At 65.1% G+C, this 18476-nt stretch carries 16 protein-coding genes and 1 tRNA gene; 9 read left to right on the forward strand and 8 right to left on the reverse strand.

From position 1 onward, the window contains the following. Positions 1–22 precede the first annotated feature (22 nt). Positions 23–817 (reverse strand): type 1 periplasmic-binding domain-containing protein, encoded by a 795-nt coding sequence (locus tag D9V32_RS13960; protein ID WP_121649527.1) that lies wholly within the window; start codon positions 815–817, stop codon positions 23–25. Between the two features lie 94 nt (positions 818–911). Then, on the reverse strand, positions 912–3623 hold the full coding sequence (locus tag D9V32_RS13965) for an immunoglobulin-like domain-containing protein (RefSeq protein WP_121649528.1): 2712 nt from the start codon (positions 3621–3623) through the stop codon (positions 912–914). Between the two features lie 284 nt (positions 3624–3907). On the opposite strand from D9V32_RS13965, the gene D9V32_RS13970 reads away from it, so the two are divergent. Beyond that, on the forward strand, positions 3908–4483 hold the full coding sequence (locus D9V32_RS13970; RefSeq protein ID WP_183086331.1) for a hypothetical protein: 576 nt from the start codon (positions 3908–3910) through the stop codon (positions 4481–4483). A gap of 62 nt (positions 4484–4545) precedes the next feature. Here D9V32_RS13970 and D9V32_RS13975 read toward each other — a convergent pair whose 3' ends face one another. Then, positions 4546–5091 carry a TetR/AcrR family transcriptional regulator gene (locus D9V32_RS13975; protein ID WP_220700716.1) on the reverse strand — a complete coding sequence of 182 codons (546 nt, stop codon included), beginning with the start codon at positions 5089–5091 and terminating at the stop codon, positions 4546–4548. Positions 5092–5213: 122 nt separating this feature from the next. Here D9V32_RS13975 and D9V32_RS13980 point away from each other — a divergent pair, with 122 nt between their 5' ends. Both D9V32_RS13980 and D9V32_RS13985 read left to right on the forward strand, forming a co-directional pair. Then, on the forward strand, positions 5214–5678 hold the full coding sequence (locus D9V32_RS13980) for a nuclear transport factor 2 family protein (protein WP_121649530.1): 465 nt from the start codon (positions 5214–5216) through the stop codon (positions 5676–5678). Between the two features lie 40 nt (positions 5679–5718). After that, a complete protein-coding gene (locus D9V32_RS13985) occupies positions 5719–6981 on the forward strand; it encodes a low temperature requirement protein A (RefSeq protein ID WP_121649531.1) in 1263 nt (420 codons plus the stop codon). Positions 6982–6994: 13 nt separating this feature from the next. On the opposite strand, the gene D9V32_RS13990 is transcribed toward D9V32_RS13985, so the two are convergent. The 3 genes from D9V32_RS13990 to D9V32_RS14000 form a co-directional block, all read right to left on the reverse strand. Next, positions 6995–8203, reverse strand: coding sequence for a hypothetical protein (locus tag D9V32_RS13990; protein WP_121649532.1), 1209 nt, complete (start codon positions 8201–8203; stop codon positions 6995–6997). A gap of 88 nt (positions 8204–8291) precedes the next feature. After that, positions 8292–9374, reverse strand: a complete 1083-nt coding sequence (locus D9V32_RS13995; protein ID WP_121649533.1) for a lipocalin-like domain-containing protein — start codon at positions 9372–9374, stop codon at positions 8292–8294. Between the two features lie 24 nt (positions 9375–9398). Further along, positions 9399–9977, reverse strand: coding sequence for a TetR/AcrR family transcriptional regulator (locus tag D9V32_RS14000; RefSeq protein ID WP_121649534.1), 579 nt, complete (start codon positions 9975–9977; stop codon positions 9399–9401). A 66-nt stretch (positions 9978–10043) separates the two neighbouring features. Here D9V32_RS14000 and D9V32_RS14005 point away from each other — a divergent pair, with 66 nt between their 5' ends. Next, positions 10044–10661 (forward strand): NAD(P)H-dependent oxidoreductase, encoded by a 618-nt coding sequence (locus tag D9V32_RS14005; protein WP_121649535.1) that lies wholly within the window; start codon positions 10044–10046, stop codon positions 10659–10661. Between the two features lie 401 nt (positions 10662–11062). Further along, positions 11063–11845, forward strand: a complete 783-nt coding sequence (locus D9V32_RS14010; RefSeq protein WP_183086332.1) for a restriction endonuclease — start codon at positions 11063–11065, stop codon at positions 11843–11845. A gap of 114 nt (positions 11846–11959) precedes the next feature. Here the strand turns inward: D9V32_RS14010 and D9V32_RS14015 are convergent. Further along, positions 11960–12035, reverse strand: a tRNA-Thr gene (locus tag D9V32_RS14015). Between the two features lie 109 nt (positions 12036–12144). Here D9V32_RS14015 and dacB point away from each other — a divergent pair. The 3 genes from dacB to D9V32_RS14030 all read left to right on the forward strand — a co-directional run bounded on the left by dacB (position 12145) and on the right by D9V32_RS14030 (position 16752). Further along, positions 12145–13593 carry a D-alanyl-D-alanine carboxypeptidase/D-alanyl-D-alanine endopeptidase gene (dacB, locus tag D9V32_RS14020; RefSeq protein ID WP_121649537.1) on the forward strand — a complete coding sequence of 483 codons (1449 nt, stop codon included), beginning with the start codon at positions 12145–12147 and terminating at the stop codon, positions 13591–13593. 106 nt (positions 13594–13699) lie between these two features. Continuing rightward, on the forward strand, positions 13700–14317 hold the full coding sequence (locus tag D9V32_RS14025; protein WP_121649538.1) for an isochorismatase family protein: 618 nt from the start codon (positions 13700–13702) through the stop codon (positions 14315–14317). 239 nt (positions 14318–14556) lie between these two features. Then, the gene (locus D9V32_RS14030; protein ID WP_245982341.1) at positions 14557–16752 is read left to right on the forward strand and encodes an MMPL family transporter; all 2196 of its coding nucleotides are present in this window, start codon (positions 14557–14559) and stop codon (positions 16750–16752) included. Between the two features lie 50 nt (positions 16753–16802). Here D9V32_RS14030 and D9V32_RS14035 read toward each other — a convergent pair whose 3' ends face one another. Then, a complete protein-coding gene (locus tag D9V32_RS14035) occupies positions 16803–17639 on the reverse strand; it encodes an alpha/beta fold hydrolase (protein ID WP_121649548.1) in 837 nt (278 codons plus the stop codon). Positions 17640–17733: 94 nt separating this feature from the next. On the opposite strand from D9V32_RS14035, the gene D9V32_RS14040 reads away from it, so the two are divergent. Then, a complete protein-coding gene (locus tag D9V32_RS14040) occupies positions 17734–18294 on the forward strand; it encodes a TetR/AcrR family transcriptional regulator (RefSeq protein ID WP_121649539.1) in 561 nt (186 codons plus the stop codon). Positions 18295–18476 lie beyond the last annotated feature (182 nt).

Genomic DNA, 18476 nt, shown 5'->3' on the forward strand with positions numbered 1-18476 from the left:
CGACTGGGGGGTTTGTGATGCACTAGTTGCGTAGGGCGGTCACAAAGCCCGTGTGTCCGGTGCCCGCAACCGCGAATCCCTCAACCAATGCGCGCTCCGCGAAGCGTGCGGCCGCGGTCTCGGGGCGTTCATTCGGGTCTGGAAGCGGAATCGTTTCCGGCGATAACCCGCGCGCGCTCGCCCCGGGCCAGATGATCGCCGTGACGTTGTCCGTGGGCTCGGGGAGCTGAGCCCCGATCAGGACAAATCGCTGGTCGAGGTGGGTGGATGAGACGCGATCGATGGGGTCGATCTCGGCCTCGCCCAGCGTAATCACGAGATCGGGGTGGTTGTTCAGCGCGGCGGAGAGCGCGAGTTCGGCCTCGTGGGCGTCGGCGGCCACCGCGGCGAGGTCCAGCACGGTGAGGTCTCCGCCGGTACGCGCGATAACCCCGTCGAGCGCAGCGCGCAGGGCGGGTTGATCCCGCCCCGTTCCGACCAGCAGGACGCGCGGGGAGGCGGGGAGATCTGCGATGGCATCGGCCAGGGGCTCGACGGTTGACCCGGGGGTGGGTAGGCGCTCGTTCTCGCCCGTTGCCGCTCCCCGCTGGGGCATGGCGGTTGCGGATCCCGGGTGACCGGATGCGCCCTCCTGCTGCGCGATGGTGGGCGTCGCCGGTGCCGGCACCGCGCAGCCGGTGAGTCCGCCGCCCACGCCCAGCGCGAGCCCGGTCGCGAGGAGGAGAACCGCGGATCGCGAGGTAGTCCGGCGGAATCGTTTACTCGCACCCGGCCGCGATTGGACGGAGACCGGGGTGAGGGAGCGCAGCGCTGACATGGGAGTTCCTGACGGGGAGAAGAACGGGATGAGTGGGGCGGGGTGGCCGCGGAAGAACAGTTTCCGTGGCCACCCCGCCTGCGGTGCCGCGAGGTTAGGCGCTGGCGCCGCGACGCATGAAGCGAATCATCGCGCCGAGTGCCAGCAGGAGCACGGCACCACCGGCGAGCGGCAGAGTCAGGCCGGCACCGGTGTGGGCGAGGTGCTCTCCCGCGGCGGGTGTGGCCGATGCCGTCGGCTGTGCGGTGGTCGAGGGCACCGCGGTCGCCGTCGGCTCGGCTGAATTGCCCGGTTCAGTCGGGTCAGTGCCCGGCTGGGTCGGGTCGGTCCCGGGGGCGGTGGGACCAGTTCCAGGGGTGGTGGGATCAGTTCCGGGCGTGGTGGGGTCGGTGCCGGGGAGCGTGGGGTCGGTCCCCGGTTCGGTCGGATCGGTGCCCGGCTGGGTCGGGTCGGTCCCGGGGGTGGTGGGATCAGTTCCGGGCGTGGTGGGGTCGGTTCCCGGGGTGGTGGGCTCCGTGCCCGGGGTGGTCGGATCGGTCGGTTCAACCTCCGCCGCGACGACGGTCACTGTGCGCACGAAGGTCGCAGCGTTTCCGGCTGCGTCGGTCACGGTGTAGGTGAGGGTGTAGACGCCGGGGACGGCGGTGTTGACCGAACCGGCAACGGTGATGGACCGGCTCACATCGCCGTCCTCCACGTCGAAGGCGGTGATTCCGGCCATCGGGTCAAAGGCGGCCCCTGCGGTGATCTGGCTTTCGGCGGGGGCAGTGAAGACGGGAGCCGCGGTGTCGACGCGCTTCAGCGTGACGGAGTCGACGACGCTGTTTACGGGGTTGGCGTCGCTCTGTGCCTCGCTCCGCATGGTCTTGACGGTGATTGAGTTGCGGGTCACGTCGATCGAGGAGTAGTTACGCACCTTCTCCTGGTTGATGACCGAGGCCCACCAGGCGTTGGGGTTGGTGACGTTGTAGTACTTCGATCCGCTCGCGGAGTTTGCGGTGACGTAGAGAACCTCGCCCGGTGCCGCGGTGACCTGCGGTGCGGCGACGGCCTCATCGGGGTTCGCGACCTTCCCATCCTTGATCAGGTAGGTGCGGGTGTACGAGTGGTCGTGGCCCTGCAGGACCAGGTCGACGCCGAGGTCGGAGATGACGGTGGGCAGTGCCGCACGCAGGTTGACGATCTGCGAGCTGCTCCAGTGCGAGGCAACCGAGTAGATCGAGTGGTGGAACGCAACGACCTTCCAGCTGGCCTTGTCTCCCTGCTCGGCCACGGTCTTGCGAAGGAATGCCTCGTGAGCGGCGTAGTCGGAGCTGTTGGAATTCAGCACCATGAACAGAACGCCCTTGTGCATGAACCAGTAGTCGCCGCCGGAGGAGGTGGCGGAGGTGGCGCGGCCCGCATTCGGGTCGAGATTCGGCACGTTGTAGTGCTGCTCATAGGCCTTGGAGCCCACGTCGTGGTTTCCGTTGACCGGAACCAGCGGGATCGAGCGCAGCTGCTCGGGGGCGAGGAAGGACTCGTACTGCGCCTCGTTGGCGGCGGCTTCGACCTGGTCTCCGGCGGAGAACAGCAGTTCGGCGTTGGGGTGTGCGGCCTGGGCGACGTTGATGGTGTCTACCCAGCCGGCCTCGTCACGCTTGGTGTTGCCGGAGGCACCGATCTGCGGGTCGCCGAAGAAGAGGAAGTTGTAGTCTCCGGAGAACGACTGGGTGCGGAACGTGTAGGTCTTGGACCATCCGCTCGCATCGCTGCCCACACGGTAGACGTAGTCGGTGTTCTCGGTCAGGCCGGTGATGTTCGCGAAGCGGTTGAATTCACCGCTCGTGGTCTTGGCTCCGGAGGCACTCACGGTGGTGGCCGCCGCGACGGGGAACGCATCGCCGGTCTGGGCGGCACGGGTGGCGACCTGGGCGATCTGGGTGGTGTCCACATCCGAGTACCAGGCCAGGTTTCGGCCGGACTCGTCGGATCCGACGGTCAGGACGATGTCGCTGAGCTTTGCCGGCGCGGGGGTCTCGGTCGGGGCGGCGGTGCTGGTCGGTGCCGCGGTGCTGGTCGGCGAGGTGCTGGGCGACGGGGAGGCGTCGGGCCCGGCGGTGGTCAGCGAGGTGAGGTCGAAGTAGATGTCCGAGCTCGATGCGCGATCCTGATACAGTGCGACCGCGATGGTGTTCTCGCCGGCACGAAGTGCGGTGGAGGGCACGGTGAATCCGCGTGTGATCGGGTCGTTGGCGTTGGTACCCGCGTACATCAGGTTGCGCTCGGTGACGGGTGTGTCCTCGATCTTTTCATCCGAGAGCTCGGCGAGGCCGGCCACCTTGGTGCCGTTGACAAAGATCTGCACGGCGTCGTCGAAGATGACGTTTCCGGTGAGCTGCGCGGTCTCGGCGATCTGCGCCGTGCTCAGCTCGAAGCTTGAGCGGAAGTGGTAGGTCTTCACATCCGGTGCCGCAACACCGTCGATGTACTGGTTCAGCAGGGTGTTTGCGGTGTACGGCCCGATGCCGGTGGCCTTGCCGTTCTTCGCTCCGAAGCTGCCGGCGGCGGACTTCCAGGCGGTGTCGTTGAAGTCGGCGCGGGTCCAGAGCAGGCGATCAGCGCTTCCCTCGGCCGGGTCGGTGTTGTTGTCAGAGTAGCGCCAGGTCGTGGCGCTGGTCATCAGTGGGGCATCGGCGGCCGCGGATGCCGCGCTGGCTCCGACGGTGACGAGTCCGGCCAGCAGCGAGAATGCGCCGAGGGCGGCGAGGCCTCGTCGTCCGCGTCCACGTGAACCGGTTGGGTTCGCGTGTGTGGGGGTGTCCATTCGTGTGTCTCCAGAGGTGGGGGATGTACGCGCGGGGTGGGGTCCCCGGCACCTCGTGGAGGCTAACTATCGGGAGTTGAATGGGAATGAACGGAGGGTGACCTGGCTGGCAAAAAACTGTGAGTTTGCCCCCAATTAGGGTACGTAAACACCGGAACCATGGGGATGCCTGGAGTTTGCTCGAAGTTCACCCTGGCGGAGGGCGATCGGCTCGATCCGCCGTAAGAACGGGCATTTGCAGACATCTCGAGGCATTTCATTGCGGGCCGGGCGAGGATGGGGGTATGCGTACACGGACTGTTTTCGTTGCTCATCGGCCTTCGATTCGAGCGAGCCTCGCGCTCGCCGCATCGGGGGTCCTCCTCCTCGCGGGTTGCGCGACCGGACCGCGGCCGGACGCCGCCGGGGGAACATCGGCACCGCCCACACACTCGGCGTCTTCCTCCGCGGAGGTGACCACCCCCACGCCGACCCCGTCTGAGGCTGCCGACGTTCACCCGGAAGCTGAATCCGATGCCGCTCGAGCGGCGGATTCGGCCGCACCCGCCGCCGAATCCGGGAAAAAACGGATCCAATTCCGGGTGACCGGTGATGCCGGAACCGCCCTGATTCGGAACGTGGTGGTGCGAAGCGCCTCAGAATCTGAGGGCAACACCACGAAGCGCGCCCTGCCCTGGAGCGCCGAGTCGAGCCTGAGTGCGGCGGATGCCGCCGGCTATCACAAGGTCGTGCTCTTCGCGAAGAACGTGGATGGCTCTCGAGGCGCGCTCTCGTGTGAAATCACCATCAACGGCGAGGTGGTGGCCAGCCAGCACACCACCGGCTACAAGCCGATTACCTGCCTGTATCACGCCAACTAACCGACCGGGTCTCCCCCTTCGGTGAATCGTTACGACGATTCCCGGAGGGGGAGATCTCTGCGTTAACCCCGCAGCCCGCGCAACACGATCTCGCCGAGGCGGCGGGCCTGGTTTTCCCAGTCGTCCTCGGGGTTCATCTGCCAGAGCCCTGCCAGGGCAAGCAGTACATCGTGCGGGTCGGTTTCCGCGCGCACGGTGCCCTGATCGACCGCGGCCGCGATGAGGCGGGTGAGGGCTCCGGCAATCTGGTTGTACACCTCGGCGAAGTGGGCGTCGTTTGAGTAGGCGGCGGCCTGCAGCGCGTCGGCGAGCCCGCGCTTGGTCATCGCGTAGCGCGCGAGGCGGTCGATCCAGGCGCGCAGTGCGGCGTCGGCGGGGCGGGCGGCGAGGAGTTCGTCCGCGCTCGCGGCGACGCCGTCCACCTCGTGCTGATATACCGCGAGGATCAGTGCCTCGCGGGTGGGGAAGTTTCGGTGCAGGGTGGCGTTGCCCACGCCCGCGCGCTGGGCGATCGCGTTCATCGAGATCTGCCCGGATTCGGCCAGCGCGAGCGTTGCGGCGTCGAGGATTGCGTCGCGGTTTTGCTGTGCGTCGGCTCGAAGTTTCACGGTTTTCTCGGAAATTATGTGCTCCAGGCTTGCTAAGTGGGGAACTATCCACTTATTCTGTGAGTGTAAGTGGACAGTTCCCCACTCTATCAAGTGGGCATCAATATCACCAGGAGAAAACCGTGTCGATTCACACTGAAATCAGCCCCGCCGAAGCCGCCGACCGCCTTGCGATCCGCGAGCTGTTTGACGCCTATGCCACCGCCGCCGACCGTCGCGACGCCGAGGGTCAGAAGGCCCTCTTTACCGAGGACAGTCGCTTTGTCGTCTTCATGGGTGGCCCGGGCACCGAGGCAAGCTATGCCCTCGATGGCCGCGAAGCACTGACTCCGGTCTTCGCCGACCTCAACCGCTACGACGCCACCACCCACTTCAACGGTCAGAGCACCGTGGTCCTGAACGGCGACACCGCGACCGGTGAGAGCTACACCCTCGCCCACCACCTGTATGTCGAGGACGGCGTGCGTACCCTCATGGTTGCCTCGCTGCGCTACCTCGACACCTTCGCAAAAAAGGATGGCGCCTGGTACTTCGCCGAGCGTAATCTCGTTGTTGACTGGACCGAGACGCGTCCGTCGGCGGCCTAGTCTCCGACGGTTCGAACGGATAGGGCGCGAGGGGGAGCACATGAGCGACGCGGTGACGAGCGAACAAAACGGACGTGCGGGTTTTGGCCTGCGTCGCATGCTCGGGCGTGATCCCGCTCAGCGCGGCCGCGTCGCCACCCCGCTTGAGCTCCTGTTTGACCTCACCTTCGTGGTGGCATTCGGTCAGGCGGGAAACCTCCTCGCGCACCTTCTCGCCGAGGGCCACACCGTGGCCGCCGTTGGCGGATTTTCCTATGCGATCTGCGCGATCGTTCTCGCCTGGATCAACTTCACCTGGTTCGCCTCGGCGTTTGACACCGATGACTGGGTGTTCCGAATCACCACCATGGTGCAGATGGTGGGCGTTCTCGTGCTCGCCCTCGGACTCCCGGCGATGTTCCACTCGATCGATGTGGGGCACGGCCTGGATAACGGAGTGATGGTGGCGGGTTACGTCATCATGCGCGTCGCGATGGTCGTGCAGTGGCTGCGTGCCGCCGCACAGGACCCGCGCTATCGCCGGGCAAGCCTGGCGAATGCTGCGTTGATCGCCGGGGCGCAGATCGGGTGGGTTGCCCTGATCTTCGCGGACCCCACCGTGCTGACAATCGCGATCGTGTCGACCCTGCTGTTTGCGCTGGAGTTTGGTGGCCCGCTCATCCTTCAGCTGCGCGGCTGGAACACACCGTGGCACGCACACCACATTGCCGAGCGGTACGGACTGCTGACGATTATCGCGCTGGGGGAGGGGCTGATCGGGACGATCGCCTCGGTCTCGGCGGTGTTGGAAACCCAGGGCTGGAGTCTTGAGGCCGTACTGCTCGCCGTTGCGGGTACCGGGCTCACGTTTGCGCTGTGGTGGACGTACTTCGTCTCGCCCTCGGGGGAGGTGCTGCACCATCATCGCGCTCGCGGACTGCTCTGGGGATATGGACACATCGCGGTCTTTGCCTCGATCGCGGCGGTGGGCGCGGGCCTGCACGTCGCCGCCTACGTGGTCGAGGGGGAGGCGGCGATCGGCCCGGTCGGTGCGCTCCTCGCCACCGCCATTCCGGTCGCGATCTTCCTGGTGGGCGACTTCCTGCTGCACAGCTATCTGATCCGCGAGCTCGACCCGTTCTATGTCTGGCTGCTGCTCGGCTCCTGCGTGATGCTGGCGCTCGCGGTGTACTCGGCGGCGATCGGGGTGTCGATCGGCTGGAGCCTGATGCTGGTGCTGCTGGCCCCCGTGGTCGTGATCCTCGGCTACGAGATCGGCGGGCGTGAGCGCCTGGCCAACACCCTGGATCGCGCCATCGGGTAACCGGCGCGGGCGGCTACCCCTGGCAGATGTACCACTGAACGGAGTAGCTGCCGCCGCCACCGCTCACGGTGACCGCGAGGTAGTTTGGCGCGGTGGGTGTGCGGTTGGGGCCGAAGGTGGAGTTCTCCGAGACCGTTCCGGAGTTGATCGCGAGGCAGCTGCCGCCCGCACCAACCCTCGCCCCGAAATCGCCGGCCAGCTTCGACGCGATCTGGCTGGCGCTCGGTTTGGCGGCGGGCGGAGGAACGGCCGCGCCGCCTCCGGTGTTTCCGTCGGTGGCGGGAGGCGCCACGCTGCCTCCGGTGTTTCCGGTGCCGCCGGTGTTTCCCTTTCCGGCGCTTCCGCCACCCGGGCTGCCGCTGCCCGAACCGCCGCCGGCAGCCGGTCTGGTGTCGACACTGCTCGGCTTAGATCCCGCGCCGGCCGGTGCAGATCCGCCACCCGCAGCGGGTGTGCTCGCGCCGCCGCCGAGTGAGGCCTGACCTCCGGCCACGCCGAGTGCCGCCCCATGTTGCGCGATGGCGTCGCGTGCGGCGGCCACGTAGCGTTCGGCCACCTCTCCGAACTCACCCTCGGCGCTCTCTGCCGTTGAAATGGCGTCGGAGAGCGTAGCCCGGGCGGTGTCCGATGCGGCGGTGGTGTCGGAAAGGATCGCGTCGCCACGCTCCCGAGCGGTGATCACGACGGCTCTGGTCGCCGTGGTGAGCGCGCTTCTCGCCTCCACGTGTGCGTCGTTGATCGCCTCGTTCGCCGCGATCGTGTTGTCGATCTTCTTGATCCGAGCGTTCACCGTTACGAGCGCCGCACCAGCCTCCTCGGTCGTCGATGTCGGTGCCGTAATCGCGTCGGTGGACACATCAGCGCTCGGTTCGCCGGCCCGCTCGACCGCGCTGTCGAACGCCTCCTGGGCCTCGACGAGCTTCTGCCGGGCGTCCTCGGCGAAGAAGGTGCCGTCGCCGGCCTCGAGTACCCGCTGGGATGCGAGTCGAGCTGCGCTCGAACCGCCCCGTACTGCGAGCGCGCGGCTTTCCGAATCGGTGAGTGCGGAGGTCTTTTTCAGGATGAGCGCGTTGGCCGATTCAAACTCCGCCACCGCCGCTTCGTATTGCCCACGATTGTGGTTGTCGACGGAGAGGAACACCCCGATGCCGACTCCGGCCAGGACGATAGCGGAGGCGGTAACGATGGCGGCGACCTTATGGCGGGCGATAAACGTGGGCATGAAGAATCCTTTCGCTTTCACCCATCATGGTCGGACGAGAGCTCCGACCGATGATACCGAGTGACGGATTCCCAAAATAGGTGCAGCGTTAGCGCGCGTGACCGAAGTACATCAGCTCCCAGATTGCGGGGCGCGTGTGTTCTTCGACCAGGACGCCGTCCCGGAAATGCTGCACGCCGCAGGAGCCGGTGAAGCGCAGATACGCGCCGTCGAAGCGAACGGCTCGTGCCGCAAGTCGTTTGAACCCGGTGACCCCTTCAATCATGCGGTCACGGGTGAGGTCTCGCTCTCGGGTGAACGTAACGACATAGCGGTCGTCGTCGTTTACGTAGGTGTAGCGTGTGACAGCCGCGACGGGCTTCTTCGTGTGTTCATCGGTGTACACGCCCTCGGTTTCAAAGGTGACGTGATGTGAGTCATCGGCGATGATCTTTCCATCCTTCGCGAGCATGAAGATGGGGATTGCCTCGTATCCGTAACGCCGGTGTGCGGTGATATACGAAGCGATCACGGTGTACGGCCCCGCTTCGCCGCGTGCCCAATACCAGTCGTGAACGATGTCGAGCAGGCTGGCATTGCCCCAGTTGTGGTCGTGGTAGCCCACGCCCGTTGTCGTGTGGGATTCGTCCTCGACCGTGTAGGTCACCTCAACCGTGCCCTGCGGAACCGAGGGCAGCCAGGAGAACTCGCGGTCGCGATCCTCACCAAAAAGCATGTATCCGGTTTCCGGACGCCAGGACGGAACGGTGCCGGTAAGCGTGATGTCCACCGCGATGTCCTCGACCGCGGCGGTAATGCGGTAGGTGTGCAGATCGCCGGTGAATCTGTTTTTGCCGATGCACACGTCGGCACCATCGGTGGATGCCGACCACTCCTCCGGGGCAAAATGGACAATCTTTGTGAAGCTGCGACCGTCCGCAAGATCAAGGTTCACCCGGATGATCGGGTCGAGCGGGTGCTGGGGCGAGCTGAGGTCCTTATTCATGAAAACAACAACGAGTTTTGCCCCGTCGTCGAGGTGCGCGTCAAAATACCACCACTCGTAGGTTCCCCGGCGGTTGTCGGTACGTGCACCGTCCTCCCACTCGGCGATGTGTTCCGGTGAGAGCCCGAGTCGTTCGTAGTCGGCGGGGGTTCCGGCTGTTATGGCGAGCGGTGTGTGGTGGGTCATGATGTTCCCTTTCCGAGAGAATCCCTAGTATTCGGGTTGCGACGCGAAGCGTCGGACGAGCGTGGTTACTGCCGCACGAAGTTCGTCCGAGCCGGTCCCGGTCGCGAGATGGGTGAGGATGAGCCCCTGGATGCTGGAGCTCAGTATGAGCGCGGTCGAGTGATCGCCGACGTAGGTCTGGAGGAGGTCTGCGAGGTGGCCGTCGAGTTCGCGGATCACGGGTCGGAGGGACTCATCGTGGCTGGAGGCGAGGATCATCGCAAAGACGGCGACGGTGTCCTGCCGAGATTCCCCTACGAGAGTCAACGCGTAGTTACCGGCTAGCTCGGGGAGGCTGCTGGGGGTCTCGAGATTGGCCTCGATCAGGGCGCGGAATGCGAGTCCGATGCGAGATCCCGCGTGGTCGAAGGCCGCTTGGCGCAGTTCCGCGATGCCGGGGAAGTGATAGGTCACCGATGCGAGGGATACCTCGGCCTGCGCGGCGACGGCGCGGTGGGTGAGGAGGCCAGCGCCGCTGTTCGCGATGACGGTAACCGCGGCGTCCAGGAGTAGCTCGCGGCGAGCCTTGCCCCGTTCCAGGCGGCCATCTTTTTTCTCGTTCACACTGCATCCTAACTATCGGTACAAAAGTACTGTAACATTCGAATGGTTCAAACGAAAGGACCCAACATGAAGGTTTTAATGATTTTTGACCACCCGTACGGCGCGGGCGCATCCGAAAACACGCCGCATCGGCGCAGCTTTTCCGCAGCCCTCTCCGCCGCGGCACGCCGTGGCCTGGAAAAGGCGGGACACGAGGTCGATCTCATCGATCTGCACGCAGACGGTTTCGATCCGGTGATGCACGAATCCGACCTGGCCGCTTGGCGGCAGTCCTCGGTGATCGATGAGCGGGTCGCGGACTACCAGGCACGGCTTCGTGCCGCAGACCATGCGGTCTTCGTCTTCCCGATCTGGTGGGAGTCGATGCCCGCGAGCACCAAGGGCTTCCTCGACCGGGTCATGACGAAGGGCATCGTGTATTCCGAGTCGAAGCCCGGGCGACCCTTTATCAACGGGTTGAAAAATCTCAGGGGCGTCACCCTGATCACCGTGATGACCACCCCGGACTTCATTTACCGCTGGCTCTTTGGAAACCCCATCACGAAGATTCTCTTCCGGGGAACGTTCCGCAAGATCGGTGTGAAGAACCTGCGCTGGCTGAATCACACAAACCCCGCGGGAAAAACCCTTGAGCAGCGCGAGCGGATCCTGCAGGGCATCGAGGAGCGTTTTGCGGCGCTGTGAGTTGTTGCGGTGCGCCGAGTCACCGCTACGTCACACGTGCAGCCCGCGCCAAACGCAAAGTGCCTGGTGAGGCGCAGCTGATGCGGAGATGAGTGGCCTCACGCAATGACCGCGAGAATTTGCTGGCCGCTAGTATGACTGGCCTGACGGCAACTATACCCATTCGAAAACGACGCGCTCCGGAGGCTGCGGCCACGGAGAGAGCCCACCGCAGACTAGCGCAAGCCGGTGTCGATTTCGCGCTAACAATGGCGCTGAGTGAGTTCAATGGAGGCCTAGAACTTGCTCGCTTCGAACGGGGCGCAGCGCGCCAGCTAGCAGTTAACTTGACCCCGGGAACTATCACCGCAAATGCCAAGGTCCGGAAGCGGAGATTTATTGTCTGGACGCTTGCTTGCGTAATGGGATTTCTGTTTGTGACCGGGGTAATTGGAATGCACATTTACCAGGCGACTCAGTATGACCGGACGCCGAGCCCCTTTGCCTGGGTAGGCAGCGCGTCAATTCTGCTAAATGCTGTTGTCTTCTTCATCTGGTTAGGGTATTTCATCGCGCTTAAGTGGGCGCGTTCAGATCAGAGAGACAATCAGATTGCCGTGTTTACTGAGATCGCAGTGTCTGCTGCACGCGACGCGTGGGTGGCCAGGATGGACGAGGAATCTGAAAGGCAAGTAGCTGAGTCTCGGGCCGCTCATCAGCGAGTACTTCTGGCGGACGCACGAAGAGCAGAAGCATCTGCACTCGAGGCAGAACTCCTTGCAATTGAGCTTGAGCTGCGCCGAACCTTTGACCCTTCGATTCCAACCCCAGCTGCTCAGCCTTATGGGGTCTCGCACCGCGGAGCGGAAGTATGGGTAGCACACTGGATGCAATGGCTCGGAGAACCAGACGCGGTCGTTACCAAGTTTGTTGGAGATGGCGGTATCGATGTGGAGTCGAAACGGTACATTGCACAGGTCAAGAACTACAGCGGATCGGTAAGTGTTGCGGAGGTGCGCGAATTCGCGGGTGTTGCCAGCGTGGATGGTCGTGTACCGCTGTTCTTCACCTCCGGGATTTATACAGCGGGTGCGTTGGAATTTGCAGAGCGCGCGCGATTGGCATTGCTGGTTTATGACGTTGTGGACGGAACCCTTTCTGGTGTGAATGTCGCCGGACAAGCCATTCGCCAGGCTGGACTATAACTACCTCATTTGAGCGGGCCAATCAGATAACCCTGACTGTGTATGAGTCTCGGCGCGTAATTCCGTGCCAAACGCAAAGTGCCTGGTCAAATTTGCATCTGACCAGGCACCGAGTGGAGCCGCCTGCGGGAATCGAACCCGCGACCTTTTCATTACGAGTGAAACGCTCTACCGACTGAGCTAAGGCGGCCGGACGGGGCAAAAGCTCCGTACCGGAAACGAGCTTAGCGTCTCGGGGCGTAATTCGAAAAACGCAACCCCGCCCGCGTCGCTATTTTGTCGCGGGTAGGATCGCAACTATGGACGATCAGCAGCCCGACCGGGTGAACCAGACCGCCGCGACCACCCCGAGCACGACGTGGTGGCGTCGTCCGAGTTCCCTCGGGATTCTGGGCGGCGCGCTGGCGCTCGTGGTGATCGCCGCGGGATTTGCGGTCGGATCGGCGGCCCGCACCCCGGCCGCCGTCTCTGCGGTGCCCGCATCCTCCGAGCCGAGCGTGTCGCCCTCGGCGGAGATCCCGGTGCGGCCGGTCCCGCAGCAGGCCATTCCGGCCGCGGCTCGTACCTGCTCGGTGGAATCCCTCACGCATGATCCTCGCCTCGGCACGTTCCAGGCGCAGGTTTATAACGTCGCCACCGGCGAGATCCTGTTTGAGCGCGACCCGGATACCCCGCGTGCAACCGCGAGCTCCATGAAGATTCTCACCGCCGCGGCCGCACTGCACGTTCTGGGGCCCGACTATCGGGCCAGCACCCGCGTTGTCGCCGGACCGGATGCCAGCACCATCGTGCTGGTGGGCGGGGGAGACCTCACCCTCAGCCGGCTGCCCAGCGGTACCGAGCCGGTGTATACGGGGGCCGCGCACCTCGACGAGCTCGCGAAAAAGGTCACCGCGGCGCGCAAGGCGGCGGGGATCAGCGAGCCGGTGCGGCGCATTCTGCTCGACAGCACATATTTTGGCGGCCCCACCTGGGATCAGAGTTGGCCCGCGACCGAGCGTCAGGCCGGCTGGCTTTCGCACATCACCGCGCTGCAGGTAGACGCCGATCGGGCCGACCCGAAGGCGTTCCTTTCTCCCCGCGGGGAAGATCCGATCGGCCGTGCCGGTGCCGCCTTCGCCGGCTACTTCCCGGGGGCAACCGCGGCCGTCGGCACCGCGACCACCGGGGCAACAGAGCTGGCGAGCGTGCAGTCGGCACCGCTGTCCACCCTCATTCCGCTGATGCTGGTGCCCTCGGATAACACGCTCGCGGAAATGCTTGGCCGACAGGTCGCGATCAAGATGGGCACGGGAAACACCATGGCCGCGGTCTCGCAGGCCATTCCCGAGGCGCTGAAAACCTACGGGTTGGACACCTCGGCACTCACGATCGCCGATACCTCGGGTATGAGCCCCAACAACGCGGTGCCGCCGGCGTATCTCGCGAGCCTCTATCTCAAGGTTGAGGCGCGGGAGGCGAACCTCGGCTACATCCGCGACGGTCTCGCGGTTGCCGGACAAACCGGAACGCTTGGCTACAGCAACCGCTTCACCGGTGCCAATGCGGTCGCGCGCGGACACATCGTCGGGAAGACCGGATCGATCACCCGCGCCTACACCCTCGGAGGCTTCATCGATGCGGCCGACGGGGGCACCCTCGCGTTTGTGATCTATGCCACCGGCAGGGTTTCCGAATCCGCTCGACAGGGTATCGATACCGTGGCCACCGGGTTTTATCGCTGCGGCAATGGGCTCTCCAACCACTAGGCCGCCGCACACCGAGTGTTTCGCCGGTGTAAATGCTTTTCCCGCAATACTGGATGCCCCGCGCCCGGGACACTAGGGTGGTAGGCACCTGGCTGAAGGGAAACACATGTCTCGGGCGCTGCTCATTGTCGACGTACAGAACGACTTTACGGAGGGTGGCGCGCTCGCCGTGTCCGGGGGTGCCGCGCTGGCGCGGAACGTCAGTACCCACATTGATGAGCACGCCGGTGCCTACGACCTCGTGGTGGCCTCGCGAGACTGGCATGACGCCACCAACAGCAATGGCGGGCACTTCGCCACCCCGCCCGAGGAACCCAACTTTGTGAGCACCTGGCCGGTGCACTGCGTCGCGGATACCGATGGCGCGGACTACCACCCCGAGCTGCGTCTTCCCGCGGGCACCGTGCACGTGTACAAGGGGCGGGGCATCCCCGCCTATTCGCTCTTTGAGGGTGCGGCGGGTGCGCGCCACTCCGCCGATCCCGCCGACCCGCGCGGTATCCCCGAGGTGCTGCGCGCCGCGGGCATCACCACCGTCGACGTGGTGGGGATCGCCACCGATCACTGCGTGCGCGCCAGCGCGATCGATGCGCTGAGCGCCGAGTTTGATGTCCGCGTCCTGACCGACCTGGTGGCCGGCGTTGATGCCGACGCCAGTGCCCGCGCGCTCGAGGAGCTGCGTGCCGGTGGGGCCGAGCTCGCTCGCTCCGAGGACGTGGTGTGAACGGCCGTCACGGATCGGACCGCCCGATCGACGACCGCGACCCCGATCGCGATCTCGAGCGCACCCCGACGCACGCAATTCCAATCATTACCCCGGAGTTCATCGCGGCCACCCGTGTGGCCGCCTCCCGGGTCACGGGCTCTCACCCGGTGATCTCTCCGGACGATCTCGCGGCGGCATCCGCTGCGGGCGCCGCCTCCGCCGGGGCCCGGGCGAGCGTTCCGCCGACCCCGCCCGAGATCCCGTCGAGGCCCTCGCTCGGCTCCCGAGTTCCCCGCTGGCTGCGGATCCTGCTGCCCGCAGTGCTGATCATTCTGTGGGTGGCGGGCGGTGCCATTGGCGGCCCCTACTTTGGCAAGGTCAAAGAGGTCTCCACCAACAACCAGATCAGCTATCTCCCGGCCAGCGCCGACGCCACAAAGGTGGCGGCCGCACTTCCCGGCTTTAGCGAGTCCGATGCCATTCCCGCGGTCCTGGTTTTTGCTCGGGACTCCGCCCTCACCGAGGCGGACCGCGCGGTTATCGCCGAGAGGGCGGCGGCCATCGCCGGGACCCCGGGAATCTCCGAGGCACCGTCCCCGGCGATTTTCAGCGAGGATGGCCGAGCCGCCACCGTTTTTGTGCCGATTGACAGCGAGGACGCCAGCGACACGGTCTCGGCTCTGCGCACCTCGCTCTCCGCGGACCTCCCGTCCGGATTGTCCGCCTATGTGACCGGCCCCGCCGGTTTCACCACCGATCTCGTGGGCGCATTCGCGGGAATCGACGGGCTGCTGCTGCTCGTCGCGCTCGCCGCGGTGTTTGTGATCCTTGTGATCGTGTACCGCTCGCCGCTGCTGCCGGTGCTGGTACTCGCGGCCTCGATGTTTGCGCTGTGCACCGCGCTGCTCACCGTGTGGTGGCTGGCGAAGGCGGGAATCGTCCTGCTCAACGGTCAGGTACAGGGCATCCTGTTCATCCTGGTGATCGGTGCCGCGACCGACTACGCGCTGCTCTACGTTTCGCGCTATCGCGAGGCCCTGCGCGACCACGAGTCGCGGTGGGATGCCACGATGACCGCGCTACGCGGAAGCTTTGAGCCGATTCTGGCCTCCGGCGGCACGGTGATTGCGGGTCTTCTGTGCCTGCTGCTCAGCGACCTCAACAGCAACCGCGCGCTCGGACCTGTGGCCGCGATCGGCATCCTGTTCTCCGTGCTCTCTGCCCTCACATTCCTCCCGGCGCTGCTGCTGGTCGCCGGACGCGTCGCGTTTTGGCCGCGCAACACCCGGTTTGGAAGCGCGCACCCCGTGCTTGCCGGACCGGGGGCCCGCGGCTGGTGGCCCCGAGTGGGTCGTGCGGTCACGCGGCGTCCGCGTCTGATCTGGATCGGCTGCACCGTGGTGCTCCTCGCTGCCTGGATCGGAATTCCGCAGCTCAACGCGACCGGTGTTCCGCAGAGCGCCCTGGTGCTGAATGAGTCGCCCGCGCGTGATGGCCAGAAGGTTCTGGCCGAGCACTTCCCGGGTGGTGCCGGCAGCCCGATCCAGGTGCTCACCCCCACCTCCCGTGCCGCCGAGGTCATCGAGGTGCTCACCAAGAACGATGGCCTCGAGCAGGTTCAGGCTCTCGCAAAGGACTCCCCGAGCGGTTCGGCCGCGGCCACCGTGGTGAACGGTGAGGCCGTCTTTACCGCGCCGGGTAACCCGGCCGCACCCCAAACCGTGAGCCCCACGGTGTCCGTCGGACACATTCTGTTGCAGGCCACGCTCAACGCCGAACCAGACTCGGATGCCGCCGAAAAACTCGTGCGGGACCTCCGCACCGAGCTGGGCGGCGGCAGCGAACGGGTCAGCGTGGGCGGTACCACCGCGACGGCGATCGACACCAACGATGCGGCCACTCACGACCGCAACCTGATCATCCCGATCGTGCTCGTTGTGATCCTGCTCATCCTGATGCTCCTGCTGCGCTCGATCCTCGCCCCGATCATCCTGATCGCCACCGTGGTGCTGTCGTTTGGTACGGCCCTCGGGGTATCGGCCTGGGTGTTTGATGGCGTCTTCAACTTCCCCGGTGCCGAACCCGCGGTTCCGCTCTACGGGTTTGTGTTCCTCGTGGCGCTCGGAATCGACTACAACATCTTCCTGATGACGCGGGTGCGGGAGGAATCGAAGCGCTTTGGCACCAGGCCCGGCATTCTGCGTGGACTCTCGATCACCGGTGGGGTTATTACCTCGGCGGGCATCGTCCTCGCGGCCACGTTTGCGGCCCTGGGCGTGATCCCGATCCTGTTCCTCGCTCAGATCGCCTTCATCGTGGCGTTCGGTGTGCTGCTGGATACCCTGATCGTCCGCTCGCTGCTGGTGCCGGCCCTCGCCTACGACATCGGGCCGGCGATCTGGTGGCCCAGTAAACTCTCGCGTGAGCCCAGCCCGCGCGCCCGCCAGGATTAAACAAAGCGGCCCGGTTCACCGAACGAACCGGGCCGCGATCGTGTTTGCGGTTAGTTGCTGAGCCAGCCGAGCATCGCCTCATTGACCTGCTCGGCGTGCGTCCAGAGCAGACCGTGAGGAGCGCCCTCGATTTCGACGTACTGCGCCTCGGGGAGTGCCGCGGCAAATGCACGGCCCGTAGCCTCAACGGGGAGGATACGATCGGCGCTGCCGTGCAGGATCAGGGTCGGGACGGTGATTGCGGGCAGATCCGCTCGGAAGTCAGTTCCCCAGGTCAGTGGGGCGGCGGCAGCGGCGATGAAACCGGCACCGGCTGCGACATTCCAGCTGTCGCGAACCGCCTCCTCGCTGATTCGTGACCCCAGGTTTTCATCAAGGTTGTAGAAGTCGTTGTAGAACGCGGTGAAGTAGGCGAAGCGGTCGGCACGGACGGTCGCAGACACCTCATCGAAGAAGCTTGCGGGCACGGCACCGCCCGGGTTGTCCTCGGTCTTGGTGAGGAAGGGTTCGAGCGAGCCGAAGAACCCTGCCCGGGCGACGCGGGCACTGCCGTAGCGGGAGAGGTAGCGGGCAACCTCACCACTACCCATCGAAAACCCGATCAGTACCGCGTCGTGCAGATCCAGGGATTCCATGAGCGTGTGGAGGTCGGCGGCGAAGGTGTCGTAGTCGTATCCGCCGCTCGGCTGGCTCGATCGGCCGAAGCCGCGGCGGTCATAGGTGATGACGCGGTAGCCGGCGTTCAGCAGGGCGACGGACTGCTTTTCCCAGGAGGTGCCGGAAAGCGGGTAACCGTGGATCAGTACGACCGGGGTGCCGGTGCCGCGATCCTCGTAGTGCAGCTCGATGTCGATGTTGTTTTCGGTGCCGACGGTAATGCGGGCCATGATGTGCTCCTTTTCCACAGTGTGAGAATGGTCATTCTCGCTTCTGGTCTCGAGTGTAGAGAATCATCGTTCTCATTGCAAGTAGACTGATGGCATGACCACGGAAAAGATTGCCGATCGCATCGTCGCCACCGCCGACCGCCTCTACTATGAGCGTGGCTTCACGGCGGTGGGCATGGCCGAGCTGCGCGATGCGGCAGGCGTCTCGTTGCGCCGGCTGTATATGGAGTTCCCCGCCAAGGACGCGATCGTCCGCGCGGTTTTGGAGAAGCGGCACCGCGAGTGGAGCGAGAGTGTCGAGGCTCGGATGGCCGAAGTGGATACGCCGCGCGATCGCCTGCTCGCGGTCTACGACTATCTCGCGGACTGGTTCTGCGACCACGATTTTCGTGGATGCGGATTCATTAATGCGTTTGGAGAGCTCGGGGGAGAAGATCCCGAGGTGCGGAGGATCGTGCGCGAGCACAAGGAGTCCTTCCAGCGACGTCTGGCCGAAATTACGACGGCGCTCGGTGCGCCACCGCTTCTCGCTGCGCAGCTCGCGCTCTTGGCGGAGGGTGCGCAGACCACCGCCGCGATCGCCGAGACCGCCGAGGCTGCCGGACAGGCCCGCGCGGCAGCAGAGGTGCTGATTGATCACGCACTTGGTGTCTAGGCTTCAGTTCACGTGTTTTCGGGGTTTTGCTGGCCGACACGCCATTAAACGGGCTCGATTTGCCCGAACTGTGGAACCTGCGTAAAGTAATACTCATCACCCCAAAGGTGCGGCTCGCTAGAGCGGCCGGCCTCAAGCGGGATCATCCCCACACTTTCAACACGCCGGACTTGTTCCTGGCT

It is taken from the genome of Mycetocola tolaasinivorans, from assembly GCF_003667565.1.
Classification (GTDB): Bacteria; Actinomycetota; Actinomycetes; order Actinomycetales; family Microbacteriaceae; genus Mycetocola; species Mycetocola tolaasinivorans.